The organism is Streptomyces sp. NPDC057616, from assembly GCF_042800575.1.
In the GTDB taxonomy this organism is placed as follows: domain Bacteria; phylum Actinomycetota; class Actinomycetes; order Streptomycetales; family Streptomycetaceae; genus Streptomyces.
This window is the reverse complement of sequence record NZ_JBHVGU010000020.1, coordinates 153,074-164,711: the sequence shown is the minus strand read 5'-3', so window position 1 is coordinate 164,711 and position 11,638 is coordinate 153,074. Positions and strand designations below refer to the sequence as shown.

13 protein-coding genes and 1 pseudogene are annotated in these 11,638 nt (G+C 72.3%); 7 read left to right on the top strand and 7 right to left on the bottom strand.

The window, feature by feature from the left end; translation table 11 throughout:
- Positions 1–79: 79 nt before the first annotated feature.
- The 4 genes from ACFU97_RS25470 (at position 80) to ACFU97_RS25455 (ending at position 3,530) form a co-directional block, all read left to right on the top strand.
- Complete coding sequence (locus ACFU97_RS25470) at positions 80–1,018, top strand: sigma-70 family RNA polymerase sigma factor (protein ID WP_384260546.1); 939 nt, start codon at positions 80–82, stop codon at positions 1,016–1,018.
- 160 nt (positions 1,019–1,178) lie between these two features.
- A complete protein-coding gene (locus ACFU97_RS25465) occupies positions 1,179–1,919 on the top strand; it encodes an SDR family oxidoreductase (RefSeq protein ID WP_384260544.1) in 741 nt (246 codons plus the stop codon).
- A 36-nt stretch (positions 1,920–1,955) separates the two neighbouring features.
- Complete coding sequence (locus ACFU97_RS25460; protein WP_384260541.1) at positions 1,956–2,969, top strand: RNA polymerase subunit sigma-70; 1,014 nt, start codon at positions 1,956–1,958, stop codon at positions 2,967–2,969.
- 33 nt (positions 2,970–3,002) lie between these two features.
- Complete coding sequence (locus ACFU97_RS25455) at positions 3,003–3,530, top strand: GNAT family N-acetyltransferase (protein WP_384260539.1); 528 nt, start codon at positions 3,003–3,005, stop codon at positions 3,528–3,530.
- A gap of 14 nt (positions 3,531–3,544) precedes the next feature.
- Here ACFU97_RS25455 and ACFU97_RS25450 read toward each other — a convergent pair whose 3' ends face one another.
- Positions 3,545–4,153, bottom strand: coding sequence for a TetR/AcrR family transcriptional regulator (locus ACFU97_RS25450; RefSeq protein WP_384260536.1), 609 nt, complete (start codon positions 4,151–4,153; stop codon positions 3,545–3,547).
- Positions 4,154–4,199: 46 nt separating this feature from the next.
- On the opposite strand from ACFU97_RS25450, the gene ACFU97_RS25445 reads away from it, so the two are divergent.
- Positions 4,200–4,664: an SRPBCC family protein gene (locus ACFU97_RS25445; RefSeq protein WP_384260533.1), complete on the top strand. Its 465-nt coding sequence runs from the start codon at positions 4,200–4,202 to the stop codon at positions 4,662–4,664.
- 21 nt (positions 4,665–4,685) lie between these two features.
- Here ACFU97_RS25445 and ACFU97_RS25440 read toward each other — a convergent pair whose 3' ends face one another.
- Both ACFU97_RS25440 and ACFU97_RS25435 read right to left on the bottom strand, forming a co-directional pair.
- Positions 4,686–5,531 (bottom strand): alpha/beta fold hydrolase, encoded by an 846-nt coding sequence (locus ACFU97_RS25440; RefSeq protein ID WP_384260530.1) that lies wholly within the window; start codon positions 5,529–5,531, stop codon positions 4,686–4,688.
- A gap of 16 nt (positions 5,532–5,547) precedes the next feature.
- Positions 5,548–6,042, bottom strand: coding sequence for a nitroreductase/quinone reductase family protein (locus ACFU97_RS25435; protein ID WP_384260528.1), 495 nt, complete (start codon positions 6,040–6,042; stop codon positions 5,548–5,550).
- 213 nt (positions 6,043–6,255) lie between these two features.
- Here ACFU97_RS25435 and ACFU97_RS25430 point away from each other — a divergent pair, with 213 nt between their 5' ends.
- The gene (locus ACFU97_RS25430; protein WP_384260526.1) at positions 6,256–6,927 is read left to right on the top strand and encodes a hypothetical protein; all 672 of its coding nucleotides are present in this window, start codon (positions 6,256–6,258) and stop codon (positions 6,925–6,927) included.
- A gap of 187 nt (positions 6,928–7,114) precedes the next feature.
- Here the strand turns inward: ACFU97_RS25430 and ACFU97_RS25425 are convergent, their stop codons facing one another.
- The 3 genes from ACFU97_RS25425 to ACFU97_RS25415 are packed head-to-tail and all read right to left on the bottom strand — an operon-like array spanning position 7,115 to position 10,068.
- On the bottom strand, positions 7,115–8,605 hold the full coding sequence (locus ACFU97_RS25425; RefSeq protein WP_384260523.1) for a helix-turn-helix domain-containing protein: 1,491 nt from the start codon (positions 8,603–8,605) through the stop codon (positions 7,115–7,117).
- Positions 8,602–8,931, bottom strand: coding sequence for a helix-turn-helix domain-containing protein (locus ACFU97_RS25420; RefSeq protein WP_384260629.1), 330 nt, complete (start codon positions 8,929–8,931; stop codon positions 8,602–8,604). Before ACFU97_RS25420 ends, ACFU97_RS25425 begins: the two co-directional genes overlap by 4 nt.
- Positions 8,932–8,961: 30 nt before the next feature.
- The gene (locus ACFU97_RS25415; protein ID WP_384260626.1) at positions 8,962–10,068 is read right to left on the bottom strand and encodes an MFS transporter; all 1,107 of its coding nucleotides are present in this window, start codon (positions 10,066–10,068) and stop codon (positions 8,962–8,964) included.
- A gap of 249 nt (positions 10,069–10,317) precedes the next feature.
- On the opposite strand from ACFU97_RS25415, the gene ACFU97_RS25410 reads away from it, so the two are divergent.
- Positions 10,318–11,562, top strand: coding sequence for an amidohydrolase family protein (locus tag ACFU97_RS25410; protein ID WP_384260521.1), 1,245 nt, complete (start codon positions 10,318–10,320; stop codon positions 11,560–11,562).
- Here ACFU97_RS25410 and ACFU97_RS25405 read toward each other — a convergent pair.
- A pseudogene (locus ACFU97_RS25405) lies at positions 11,545–11,638 on the bottom strand (RNA polymerase subunit sigma); the annotation flags it as partial. The gene ACFU97_RS25410 and the pseudogene ACFU97_RS25405 sit on opposite strands and share 18 nt — an antisense overlap.

The following is an 11,638-nucleotide window of genomic DNA, read 5'->3' as shown; positions in this document are numbered from 1 at the left end:
GCCGGCCGCGATTGGCCGGGCCCGGCCCGACGAATTCCGGCGGCCCGAGGGGTCTGCACAAGAAAGGGAGGACAATCGAGTGACCGTGATCGAACAGCAGCATGACGAGTTCGTCCGCCTGACCGGGCCGCTGCGGCGTGAACTGCTGACCCACTGCTACCGGATGCTGGGGTCGGTGCAGGACGCCGAGGACCTGGTGCAGGAGACCTATCTGCGGGCCTGGCGGTCCTACGGCGACTTCGAGGGCCGCGCCTCGCTGCGCACCTGGCTGTACCGCATCGCCACCAACGCCTGCCTCAACGCCCTGCGGCACGGCAGCCGCCGGGTGCTGCCCGCCGGACTGGGCGCCCCCACCGCCGACCCGGTCCCGCTGGGCCGCAGGGACACGGAGATCCCCTGGCTGGAGCCGATCCCCGACGAGCGCGCCGATCCCGCGGCCATCGTGGCCGGGCGGGCCGGTCTGCGACTGGCACTCATCGCCGCCCTGCAGCACCTGCCGCCGCAGCAGCGGACGGTGCTCATCCTGCGGGACGTGCTGGCCTGGTCGGCGGAGGAGGCCGCCGACGTCCTCGGGATCTCCCCGGCCGCCGTGCACAGCACGCTCCAGCGCGCCCGGGCCCGGCTGGAGCGGCTGGCCCCGGCCATCGACGAGATCACCGAGCCGGACGAGCAGGAGCAGCGGGACCTGCTCGACCGCTACGCCGACGCCTTCACCCGGGCCGACATCCCCGCGCTCACCCGGCTGCTCACCGAGGACGCGGTCTGGCAGATGCCGCCCAACCCGTCCTGGTTCGCCGGCCGCGACCAGGTCGAACGCCTGCTCAGGGCCCGGATGCCCGGCCGGAGCTTCCGCCTGCTCCCGCTGCGGGCCAACGGCCAGCCCGGCTTCGCGAAGTACGTGGACGGCCGCGCCTTCAGCGTCGACGTCCTCACCCTGCGCGGCCCGGCGATCGCCGAGGTCACGGCGTTCCACGACGCCGATCTCGTACGACGGTTCGGGCTGCCGGCGCAGATCTGAGACGTGGCCGGAGGGACCGACCTCGGACGGCACGCAACCGAGCCATGTGACCTATGTCGCACACTTAAGGTCGGTCGCGGTGACGGTTTTCCCGGTGGCGGCTGGTCCTGATATCCGACCCAAACCCGCACGCACGAGACCATCGCCCCGGGAGAACCTGATGTCCGATCCCCTGCACACAGCCGTCGTCACCGGTGCCGGCCGCGGCTTCGGGCGCGCGATCAGCGCCGCGCTCGTCGCCGCGGGCACCCGCGTCGTCGGCATCGCCCGCACCGAGGGCGACCTGAAGGCCGTACGCGACGAGCTCGGCGACGGCTTCACCCCCCTGACCGCCGACGCCACCGACGAGTCCGTCGCACAGCGGGTCGTCCACGACCACCGCCCCGGCCTGCTGGTGCTCAACGCCGGGGCCATCCCGCACATGGCGCCCCTGCACGAGCAGACCTGGGAGACCTTCAGCCGCAACTGGCACACCGACACCCGGCACGCCTTCGTCTGGACGAGCGCGGCGCTACGGGAGCCACTGGCCCCCGGCAGCGCGGTCGTCGCCCTCTCCAGCGGCGCCGTACTGGCCGGATCGCCGCTCAGCGGCGGCTACGCCAGTGCCAAGGCGGCCGTCCGGTACCTGACCGGATACGCGGCGGAGGAGTCCCGCAGGGCCGGCCTCGGCATCCGCTTCGTCACCCTGTTTCCGCAGCTCACCCCGGCGACCGCACTCGGCTCGGCCGGAGTCGCGGGGTACGCCGCGCGGCAGGGCGTCGACCGGGACACCTTCGTGGCGGGCCTGCCGCCGCTGCTCATCCCGGAACAGGTCGCCAAGGCCGTGACCGATCTCGCCGCCGACCCCGGCAGTGCGGCGGAGTACCGGATCAGCGGTGCCGGCCTGCAGCCGCTCGGCTGACCACACCCCCGGCCGACCCCACCCGAGGAAGGCGCCATGCCGGCATCGGACGAATTCACCGCGCTCACCGAGCCGTTCCGGCCGGAACTGCTCGCGCACTGCTACCGCCTGCTCGGTTCGATCCATGACGCCGAGGACCTGGTCCAGGAGACCTATCTGCGGGCGTGGCGTGCGTACGACCGCTTCGAGGGCCGCTCCACGCTGCGCCGCTGGCTCTACAAGATCGCCACCATGGCCTGTCTCACGGCACTGGAGACGCGCGGGCGGCGGCCCCTTCCCTCGGGGCTGGGTGCCCCGTCCGAGGACCACCGGGTGGCCATGGCCGACCGGGAGCCGGGGGTGGCGTGGCTCCAGCCGGCGCCGGACGCGCTCTTCGGCGGTGACGACCCCGCGACGACCGTGGCCGCGCGCAGCGGAGTGCGGCTCGCCTTCATCGCGGCACTCCAGTTCCTGCCCGCGCGGCAGCGGGCCGTGCTGACCATGCGGGACGTGCTGGCGTTCCGGACGGCCGAGGTCGCCGAGATGCTGTCCACGACCCCAGCGGCCGTGGACAGCACCCTGCGCCGTGCCCGCAGCCGCCTGGCCGCGGCGGGACCGGTCGAGGACGACCTCACCGAACCCCACGAGCAGGCCCTGCGCACCCTCCTCGACGGCTACGTCGACGCCTTCACCCGGGCCGATACCGGGGCGCTCGTCCAACTGCTCAGAGCGGACGTCGAGATGGGGATGCCGCCGATCCCGACCTGGTTCACCGGGCGTGACGCGGTGGCCGGGTTCCTGGCCCGCCGGGTGCTGCACGCGGGCCGGTGGCGGCTGTCGCCCACGCGGGCCAACGGCCTGCCCGCCGTCGTCGTCCACCGGAACACGGCCGACGGCCACCGCGCGGCGTACGGCGTCCAGGTCCTGACGCCGATCGGCTCCCGGATCGCCCGCATCACGGCGTTCAACGACCCGCTCCTGGTGCCGACGTTCGAACCCACCAGGACATGGTCGGCCGCCGGCCGGCCGGGGGGTCGGCGTGCGCACGGTCCCGACCCTGCGGCCACCTAGATCAATTGCGGCGCAGCACCTAGCCTTGGACACGTGCCTGATCACGTTCACCTGCGCCCCGTCGCCGAGAAGGACCTCGACCTGCTCGAGCGCCTCCATGAGGACAGCGCCGAGGCCGGCGAGCTGGGCTTCTTCGGATACCGCAACCCCGGCCTGCTCCGCCGCCAGTGGGCCGACCAGGGATTCATCTCCGACAAGGGCGGACGCCTGACCGTCGCGGGCGACGACAACCGGTTCGTCGGCGAGGTGCAGTGGCACGAGGTCCTGCAAGGCCCGAAGTCGCCCTGCTGGAACATCGGCATCTCCCTGCTGACCGCCGAACGCGGCAAGGGCTACGGCAAGCAGGCGCAGCGCCGGCTCGTCGAGTACCTCTTCGCCCACACGCAGGTCAACCGCATCGAGGCCGGCACCGAGATCGTGAACATCGCCGAGCAACGGGCCCTGGAATGGGCGGGGTTCACCCGTGAGGGAGTGCTCCGGGGCGCCTGTTTCCGCAACGGCAGATGGCGCGACATGGTGATGTACTCCGTGCTGCGCGCCGAGGTGATCGGCGAGCTCTAGCGGGTCGCGCGCCGTCAGTCCGAGCCGTAGTACAGCCGGAGGAACTCCTCCATGGCCGCGTCGACGCCGGCGCGGTCACCGGTGGCGAGCAGGTCCAGCAGGAGGCCGCGTACCGTGGCGAGGCCCAGCCTGGCGCGGCTGCGGGCCGCGTCCGGATCGGCCCCGGCGGCGACCTCGGCGGCCACCAGCGGCTCCAGCCAGTCCGTCACGAGTCCGTCGAGCAGCGGGACGGCCTCGGGGCGGCCCCGCAGTGCGTGGCCGTAGATCTCGAAGAACAGCCGTTCCTGACCGGCCAGTCGGGGGTCGGTGAGCCGGCGCCACAGCAGCCGGGCGGCGTCGGCGGGTGAGAGGCCGGGCTCCAGGCGCAGTCGGGACAGCAGCTCGCGCTGGCGCCGCTCCGAGGTCCGGACGATCTCGACGAGCAGCCTCTCCTTGGTGCCGAAGTAGTGGATCAGCATGCGGTGGCTGACGCCGATCGCGGCGCCCAGACGGCGCAGGCTCAGGTCCGCGATGCCGTGGTCCGCCACGAACTCGACGGCCGCGTCCAGCAGTTGTGCGCGCCGGTCCCCCTCCGCGCCACGCCCGGTCCGGTCCTCGGGTTGCGTGTCCTCCGTGCTCGCCACGTCGCGAGTGTACCAATCGGTACACCCCGCATGTACCGTGTGGTACATGAAGCCTGTCACCGTGTCGACCGACGTGCCGCAGACGCCCGAGCAGGTCTACGACTTCCTCGACGTCATGGCGCACCACGAGCGGTTCACCGACCACTACCTGACCGACTGGCGCTACGACGGCCCCGACCGTGGCATCGGCGCGCGGGCCACGGTCACCGCGGCGCTGGGAGGCACGAAGACCGAGGTCACGATCGAGGTCGTCGAGGCCGAGGCACCGCGGCGCATCGTCGAGCGCAACGTCAGCGCGGCCGGCCGGCGGGCGGCCCACGGCACCTACACCGTCGAGCCGCTGCCGACGGGCGGCAGCCGCGTCGCGTTCACGTACGCCTGGGAGCGCGCCCCTCTCGCCGACCGGCTGCTGGCTCCCGTCGTACGGGCCGTGATGCGGCGCGCCAACCGCGAGGTCATGCGGCGCCTGGCCACGGAACTGGCCCGCCACGCGTCCCGCTCCGGATCCTGACGGCGGGGCGCGCCGGTACCGTCAGGGCGTGAGGTGCCCCGCGAGCCATGCGAGGGCGTTCGCGCTCTCGTCCAGCACGGAGATGTGTCCGGCGTCCGGGATCAACCGCAGTTCCGCCGACGGCAGTTGGCCCGCGAGCCACCGGCTGTGGGAGCTCGGCACGACGCGGTCGCTCTTGCCGTGCACCAGGAGGACCGGCACCTTGACCTGCCCGGGGTCGAAGCCCCAGGGGGCGACGTAGGCCAGGTCGTCGTCGATCAGCGGGCCGGGGCCCGCCTCCAGGGCGGGTGCGACCACATCGCCGAACCAGGACCAGTCACCGGACAGGGCGGCGTGATCGGCCGGGGTGAACATCTCCGGGTCGTACTCGGCGGACGCCTCCCGGGCCTCCTTCGCGGCGCGGCCCGCGGCGGCGGCCCGCAGGGAGTCGAGGCTGGAGTCGGACATGCCCGCGAACCAGTCGAGCCCGGCGGCCCCGAAGGGCGCCAGTCCCGCCATGCCGGCCACGGCGAGGACGCGATCGGGCAGCAGGGCGGCGCAGGCCAGGGCGTGCGGAGCACCTCCGGAGTGCCCCATGACCGCGAACCGCTGGATGCCCAACTCGTCGGCGACAGCGGCCACATCGGCCGCGGCCGAGGCGATGTCGCGGCGGGGCCGGGGCGTGGATCCGCCGTAGCCGGGCCGGTCGTACGACACCCAGCGGATGCCGAGCCGTTCGGACAGCGGGAACAGCGGCTCGGGCGGGGCGCCGATGTTCGGCGTGCCGTGATGCCAGAGGACGACAGGGCGGTGGTCGGAGCCGTCGGCGGCGGTGTCGTAGACATGCAGTCTCCGGCCGTCGCCCAGTGCCAGATACGTCTCCCTCATGCCGCCCCCCTGAAGCTCACCCGGTCTGCTGCTCGGCGTCCCGGGTCGTGGGCTCCAGGATCACCACCGCTGTCTCGGACGACCTTAGCGCCGCGAACGCGTCCAGGTTGGTGTCGATCTCACGCCAGCGGGCCCAGAGCCGGGTCCGCTCGTCGCCCGTCGCGGCACGGCCCCGCACCTGGCGCCGTCCGCCGACCAGATCGACCGTCGCGTCCGGACGGGCCTGCAGGTTGAGCCACCATGCGGGCTCGGACTCGCCCCAGCCGTTCATGGCCAGGGTGACCAGCCGAGGGCCGTCCTCGACGTACGCGACGATGACGCTGCGCTGCCGGCCGGTGCGACGGCCGGTGGTGGTCAGGCGCAGGGTGCCCCACTTGTCGGGACGCGGCCGCCACAGGCCGAGCCGGCCGCCGAACAGCCGGTAGATGCCCCGGTGCACATGCCAGGCCGTCCGGATGAACCAGCGCGGCGGAAGCCACGGTGCCTTCTTCTTCTGCTGCTCGACCGACATGGCCGCCTCCCCGACGCCGTGCCAATTCAAAGCTGGACAAAGGAATATGACTGATCATCAATTACACAATCAACTACAACTTTACCGGTTCTTGGTGTAGCTGGGCCATCTTTTACGTGAGCCTCGTGGGCATCAGGCGGTGACCACAGCCCCGCCACAATCAGGGTGCGCAGTGGTCACCGTCCCCCCACGTACGGTTGAAAGGCACCAAAGATGACATTGACCCGCGCCCTGCGGCACGGCGGCCGCGTTCTGGCACTGACGGCGACCGCGCTCGGCACCGTCGCGGCGGCCGTGCCCGCCGCGGCCGAGGACCAGCCCACCTCCGAGCAGATCATGGCCGACTGCGCTTCCGGGGACGGCAAGTGCAGCTTCAACTCGCCACAGCTGGGCGAGGCTTACCTGGGCCGGCCCCGCCAGGTCTCCGAACTGCTCTACAACTGCACCTCGTCGCCCGCCTCCCAGTCACTGTCATGGGCCGACACGGTGGGTTCCTCCCACTCGGTGGGCGGCTCGATCACCGTCGGCGGTGGCATCGAGGGGATCATCACCGCCAGCGTGACCGCGACGTACAACTACACCTGGCAGAGCTCGCACACGGAGACCAGCTCCTACACGGTGACCGTGCAGCCGGGAGAGGTCGGCTGGATCTCCCGCGCCCAGGTGATGCAGCAGATATCCGGCACCTGGCAGACGCACTACGACGACCGCAAGTGGGGCCACTACTACTGGTTCGTGCCGGACGTGGTCACCGGCCCCGCCGCGAACGGCACGGACGGCAAGCACAACGCGGTCGTGGCCGACGCCCGCAAGATGACGGCCGCGGAGAAGAAGCTCTGCTCCTCCGGCACCACCCGGCACAAGCTCTTCACGCGCGGCGGCTGATCCTGCCCGTCGGCACACGGCGGTCGGGGCGCCCGGAACACCGGTCGGCCCGACCGCGCCCCGGGGGCGGGGAGTTCAGGACATACGGACAGTGCTTCACGGGGCGCAGTACACATCCGTCATGGTGCGCGTTGACGAACACGGGTTACGCCACCGCCGCCGAACTCCGTTTCGCCGCCCCCGACAGTCATCTCCGCAGGGACGAGCCGGTGGCACCCACGTCGTAGACGTCCTTGACCTTTACCTCGGTGACCCCCCGGCCCTCGGGGAACACCGCCCGCCAGTCGCCGATGACGTGCAACTCGTCGGTGCCCATCGCGCGGACCACCAACAGGCCCTGGTCGTAGGCCCGGTGGGCCTTCCACCACAGGTTCGCGAAAGCCTGCGAGCGGATGAGGTGCATCCAGTCGGTGCGGTACAGCTCGCGGTTGTAGTTCGACTCCCCCAGCGTGGAGACGAACTTCGAGTACATCGCCTTGACGTACTCGAGCGTCACCTCGTCGTCGTGCGCGATCGCCCGGTCCCGGGCGTCCTTGAGCGCGACACGGAACTTCTCCAGCAGCCCCTCCGTCGCCCCCGAGGTCCACGACTCGTGGATCACCGGGCGGTCGCACAGGCCGTACTTCGGATCCGACACCCGCAGCAGCAGGCGCAGCGTCGGTTCCGTCACCCACAGCGGGCCCGGTTCGTCCCGGCTGCCGATCGGGTTGGGCAGATGGGCGTCGTGGTCCCACGCGGGCGGGGTGATCAGGTGGACGCCGGAGCGGCGGCGGTCGTGGTGGTCTCCGGTGGAGTGTTCCAGGCGACCGAGCGGGAGATGGGTCTTGAGGGCGCTCAGATAGGCGCCGTTGACGTCGAGCGCGGTCACCTCGTGCCGGCCGGGCGGCAGTTCGGGCCTGCTCCACTTGGGCCGGGCCTCCCAGATCTGGTCGGCGCCGCGAGAGGACTGCTTCTGCAGGATGTCCGGCAGCCACGGGTGCGCGATCACGTCGTAGCGCCCGCCCTTGCGGCTGTGGTCCAGCAGCGCCATCGCGTCCGGGATCGCCCTCTTCACCAGCGCACGGGTCGCCGCCTCGACATCCCCGTCGTGCTCGGCGAGCGCCGCGGCGACGGCGGAGCCGATCAGATCGGGACTGTCGGCGGTCCGCATACGACGGCCGACGGGCACGACCTTGACCTGCGTGCTCGGCGTCGGCGCGGGTGCCTCCTCCGGTCGTACGGGATCGGCCGCGCCGCACTCGCTGGGGTCCAAGTGCTGTGGGAAACCGGCGACTTGATGCTGCGCGGGCTGCCCGCACAGCACGCAGGGCCGGGGCTCGGCGAGCACGTCGACGTCGTCGGGCACATCTGCCGACGCCGACTCGTCCTGGGTTTCGGCCTCGACCTCAACCGCCGCTTCGGCTTCCGCATTCGCCTCGACCTCGGCCTCGGCCTCGGCCGCCAGCTTGGTCCGCGCCCCCTCCAGGAAGTACGCGTACTTCTCCCGCACTTCCCCGCTCGGGTCCCGTCCCGACTCCCAGCCGCCGACCGTGGACGGGCCGACGCCCAGGACCTGGGCGACCTGGGCACGCGAGAGGTTGAGTTCTTCCCGCAGGGCGCGCCGCTCCTCCACGGGCGGCAGCGGGACCTCCTTCTTGGCCCCGGCGAGCAGGGCGTCGATCGCGTCGAAGTCGGTCATGCCACTTCTCCGTCCCCTGCGCCAACTCCCTTGCTCTGCCCGGATGTTGGAGACACGGTGCCGGCCTGACGGCCGGCAGCGCGGCGGCGCTTCGCGGGAAGTGCCTCGGTGGCCCGGGTGGGTCCCGCCAGCAGGTCGAGTGCGTCGATGCCGTAGTGCGCGGCGACCGTCTCGCAGTCGGTCAGGCTCCACGTCGCGCTGCCGGACTGGCGACGGCTCACCTGGGCCTGGCTGACTCCCAAGGTGGCGGCGAGTTCGGTCTGCGACTCGCCCGTCGCGTGCAGGAGTGCCGCCACGGCGGATCGCACGCGCTCCTCAAGATTCATACCCACGAAGCGCAAGCTACCACGTAGACCTCATGTCCTATGCGCAGGACGCATGAGCAGCACCGCGCAGGCCGCCGTCGTCGACAACCCGCCCGCAAGGAAGGCGGTCCGTACGTCCACCAGGGCCAGGACCAGACCACCGAGCGCCGCGCCCGCCGCGATACCGGCGTTGTACGCACCGGAGTTCGCCGCCAGCGCGATGTCCGTGCGGCCCGGGGCGCAGTGCAGCATCTCGTGCTGGGTGGTCATGAACACCGGCCCGAGCGCGCCGCCCATCAGCACCAGGAACACGACCGTCGCCACCGGTTCGGTGCCGGTCGCGTACAGCCCGAGCATGCCCACCGCCTGCGTGGCCACGGCGGCGGGCAGCGCGGCGCGCGGGAAGCGGTCGAGGAGCATCCCGGTGACGGTCACCCCGGCCAGGCAGGCGACGCCGAAGACCACGAACAGCGCGTCGGCCGTGCCCGCGGCGAATCCGCCCACGTCGTCCAGGAACTTCGCGAGGTAGGTGAATCCCGCGAAGGCACCCGTGGCGGACAGGGTTCCGGCCGCGAGGACGGTCGCGAAGTGCCGGCGGTCGGGGCCGGTCCCGTAGGCGGCGGGCTCGTCCTGCGGACGCGAGGTCGGCAGCAGCAGGGCGATGGTGACGAGGGAGACCGAGCCCAGCACCGCCGGCACCGCGACCGCCGTCTGCCAGCCGTGCTGCCGGCCCAGCCAAGTACCGGCGGGCACCCCGAGCACGAGGGCGAGCGAACCCGCGACGGACAGCGCCCCGACCACCCGCCCGCGCACCTCGGGCGCGAACAGGCCCACCGCCACCGGTCCCATCACGGCCCAGAACAGGGCCTGGGCGAGCGCGGTCAGCAGGCGCGCGCCGAGCAGCAGCCAGTAGGAGCTCGCCAGCGCCGCGCCCAGACTCGACACCACGAGCGCGGCCAGCAGCCCGGTGAGCGCATGGCGCCGGGGCACGGCGCGCACGACATGGGCGATCGGCACGGACGTGAGGGCGACCGTCACGCCGTAGCCCGTGACCAGGAGACCGACCGCCGAGACCGGGACCCGAAGGCTGTCCGAGATGAGCTGGAGCAGGCCGACCGGCAGGTTCTCCACGGTGTTGAAGGTGAAGGCGGCCAGCATCAGGGCCCCCAGCACCGCCGGCCTCCGCCACGCACCCGGTCTCCGCCCGGGCGCACGACCGCTCACGGTCCCGGTCCGCGTACCGGCGCCGGTCCCGGTGCCGTTCACGATCTCCGTAGCACCTCCCACCCCTCCACCTCACCCGGCCCACCCTCCGCACCGCAACCGATTTCAGGGGCACTGCTCCCCCGGCAGGGTTGGGTAGGCACCGATGGGGGACGGCGACGAGTGAAGGGCGGAGGGGCGCGCGTGACCAGGACTCTGCTGAGCGGCGGCCGGGTGTTCGACGGGACCGGGGCCGAGATCGCGGACGGCGACATCGTCGTCGAGGACGGCCGGATCCTCGACGTGGGCACGGGACTCGACGGCGACGAACGGATCGATGTCACCGGGCTCACCGTGCTGCCCGGCTTCATCGACTGCCACGTCCATACGACCTTCTCCGGATGGATGGGCGACCGGCTCGCCCATCGGCCGTTCTCCTACGGCTACTTCGAGGCGGTGCGCAATCTGGCCCTCACCCTGGAGTGCGGCATCACGACCGTGCGCGACGCGGGCGGCGCCGACCTCGGGATGCGGCAGGCCGTGGAGGACGGGCTGATCGAGGGGCCCCGGCTGCGCATCGCGATCACCATCCTCAGCCAGACCGGCGGGCACAACGACGGCCTGCTGCCCTCCGGGGCCTGCGTCCCCCTGTTCCCCCCGCACGCGGGCCGGCCGGACGGCGTCGTGGACGGTCCGGAGGAGATGCGCAAGCGCGCCCGCGAGATCATCCGCGCGGGCGCGGACGTGCTCAAGGTCTGCACGTCCGGCGGGGTTCTCTCGCCCCGCGACAACCCGCGCCACGCGCACTTCCGCCCCGACGAGCTGGACGTCCTGGTCGCCGAGGCGACGTCGGCGGGGCTGCCGGTGATGGCCCACGCCCAGGCCACCGACGGCATCAAGAACGCCGTCCGGGCCGGCATCCGCTCCGTGGAGCACGGCGTCTTCCTCGACGACGAGGCGATCGGGATGATGCTGGACGCCGGCACCTGGCTGGTGCCCACACTGCTCGCCCCGCTCGCGGCATTGGAGGCCGTGGCGGCGGGCGTCGGCCTGCCGGACAGCGTGGCCGCCAAGGCGCGCGAGGTGATCGACGTCCACCGGGAGTCCTTCGCCCAGGCGGTGCGGGCGGGCGTCCGGATCGCCATGGGGACGGACTCGGGCGTCGCGCCGCACGGCCGCAATCTGGAGGAGCTGACGCTGATGGCGGCGGGCGGGATGAAGCCCGCCGACGTGCTGGCGGCGACCACCTCGTCCGCGGCGGGCCTCCTCGGACTCTCCGACACGACCGGGACCATCGCCCCCGGCAAGCGGGCCGATCTGGTGGTGGTGGACGGCGATCCGTACGACTTCGACGGGCTGAAGGAGCGGGTCCGGGCCGTGTACCAGGACGGACGGTGCGTGCGGGGCGCGGGTGCCGGGAGGGGCTGGGCGTCAGCGGCTCCGGCGTGAGTTGAGCCGGGCCGCCTGCCGCGTCAGATGGTCGCGTTCGGCCAGGTCGAGGGCTTTCTGAGCCGCCTCGGCATAC

What these genes read in the sequence shown, in the direction of transcription:
- ACFU97_RS25465 (WP_384260544.1), top strand. Translation starts at nt 1,179, where the DNA reads ATGTCCGATCCCCTGCACACAGCCGTCGTCACCGGTGCCGGCCGCGGC.
- ACFU97_RS25460 (WP_384260541.1), top strand. Translation starts at nt 1,956, where the DNA reads ATGCCGGCATCGGACGAATTCACCGCGCTCACCGAGCCGTTCCGGCCG.
- ACFU97_RS25445 (WP_384260533.1), top strand. Translation starts at nt 4,200, where the DNA reads ATGAAGCCTGTCACCGTGTCGACCGACGTGCCGCAGACGCCCGAGCAG.
- ACFU97_RS25440 (WP_384260530.1), bottom strand. Translation starts at nt 5,531, where the DNA reads ATGAGGGAGACGTATCTGGCACTGGGCGACGGCCGGAGACTGCATGTC.
- ACFU97_RS25435 (WP_384260528.1), bottom strand. Translation starts at nt 6,042, where the DNA reads ATGTCGGTCGAGCAGCAGAAGAAGAAGGCACCGTGGCTTCCGCCGCGC.
- ACFU97_RS25430 (WP_384260526.1), top strand. Translation starts at nt 6,256, where the DNA reads ATGACATTGACCCGCGCCCTGCGGCACGGCGGCCGCGTTCTGGCACTG.
- ACFU97_RS25425 (WP_384260523.1), bottom strand. Translation starts at nt 8,605, where the DNA reads ATGACCGACTTCGACGCGATCGACGCCCTGCTCGCCGGGGCCAAGAAG.
- ACFU97_RS25420 (WP_384260629.1), bottom strand. Translation starts at nt 8,931, where the DNA reads ATGAATCTTGAGGAGCGCGTGCGATCCGCCGTGGCGGCACTCCTGCAC.
- ACFU97_RS25415 (WP_384260626.1), bottom strand. Translation starts at nt 10,068, where the DNA reads ATGCTGGCCGCCTTCACCTTCAACACCGTGGAGAACCTGCCGGTCGGC.